Consider the following 1,574-nt stretch of genomic DNA (forward strand, 5'->3'; position numbering starts at 1 on the left):
TGCGCATGGACACGCAGCTGCGCGCGCAGCGGGCGCAGGAGCAGGCGCTGAACCACGAGAACGCACAGATCCGCGCATCACTGGACGCCTCGCGTACCGGCATGATGATCGCCGATGACGATCACATCATCCGCTACGTCAACCGCTCGGTGGTGGCGCTGTTGCGCAACCAGCAGGAAACGCTGCGCAAGGCGTTCCCCGGCTTCGACGTCGACAACCTGGTCGGCAGCAGCATCCACCGCTTCCACGCCAACCCCGGGCGCATCCGCGCGATGCTCGATGCGATGCAGCAGCCGCATTACGGCCGCATCCAGATCGGAGGCGTGCATTTCAGCCAGGCGGTGACGCCGGTGCTGGATGCTGCCGGTACCCGCATCGGCTTTGCGGTGGAGTGGCACGACCGCACCCAGGAAATCGAACTGGAAGACAGTGTCGCCACGCTGGTCGGCGCCGCCGCGCAGGGCGATCTGGGCCGGCGCCTGCAGCCGGTGGCGGAGCCCGGTTTCATCCGCACCCTGACCACGGGTATCAACCAGCTGCTCGACACGCTGGCCGGCGCCACCGGCGAGATCCGGCAGATGCTGTCGGCGCTGGCGCAAGTCAACTTGGACCACCGCATCGAACGCGACTACGCCGGCGACTTCGAGGCGATGAAGCGCGATGCCAACCTCACCGCGCAGCGCCTGGCCGACATCGTCGATCGCATCAAACAGTGCTCGGGGGCGATCAATACCGCCGCGCGCGAGATCGCCGTCGGCAATACCGACCTGTCCGGGCGCACCGAGCAGCAGGCCGCCAACCTGGAGGAAACCGCCGCCTCGATGGAGGAGCTGACGTCCACCGTGCGCGCCAATGCCGACTCGGCGCGGCACGCCAACCAGCTGGCGATCGGCGCGGCCGATGTCGCCGCCCGTGGCGGCCAGGTGGTCGGCCAGGTGGTGAACACCATGCAGGCCATCGAACAGTCGTCCCACCGCATCGCCGAGATCATTTCGGTGATCGACGGTATCGCCTTCCAGACCAACATCCTGGCGTTGAACGCGGCGGTGGAAGCGGCGCGCGCCGGCGAGCAGGGCCGCGGCTTTGCGGTGGTGGCCTCGGAGGTGCGCACGCTGGCGCAACGTTCGGCCACGGCCGCGCGCGAGATCAAGTCGCTGATCGATGATTCGATGACCAAGGTCGACGATGGCGCCGCGCTGGTCGCCCAGGCCGGCAGCACCATGGCCGAGATCGTCGGCTCGGTGCAGCAGGTCACCGACATCATGGCGCGCATTTCCGCCGCCTCGCAGGAGCAGTCCACCGGTATCGAGCAGGTCAACCACACGGTGATACAGATGGATGAAACCACCCAGCAGAACGCCGCGCTGGTGGAGGAAGCCACCGCCGCGGCGCGCACGCTGGAACAGCAGGCCGATGCGCTGGCCGACGCGGTGTCGGTGTTCCGCTACGGCGGCACCGCCGATGACCACCCCAGCAGCGCGCGTCGGGTGGCTTCGTACTGATCCAGCGCGAGGCGATTCCGCCGGCCGGCTGCGCTCAGCCGCGTGTACCAACAAGGCCCGCCGTGCGGGCCT

1 protein-coding gene is annotated in these 1,574 nt (G+C 68.4%); it reads left to right on the top strand.

Annotated elements, in window-relative coordinates:
- Positions 1 to 1,502: methyl-accepting chemotaxis protein (locus tag JCM9942_RS15600; RefSeq protein WP_054660770.1), on the top strand; the 1,502-nt coding region annotated here is incomplete at its 5' end.
- Positions 1,503 to 1,574: the final 72 nt, after the last annotated feature.

This window comes from Stenotrophomonas pictorum JCM 9942 (assembly GCF_001310775.1).
GTDB classification, from domain to species: Bacteria; Pseudomonadota; Gammaproteobacteria; order Xanthomonadales; family Xanthomonadaceae; genus Stenotrophomonas; species Stenotrophomonas pictorum.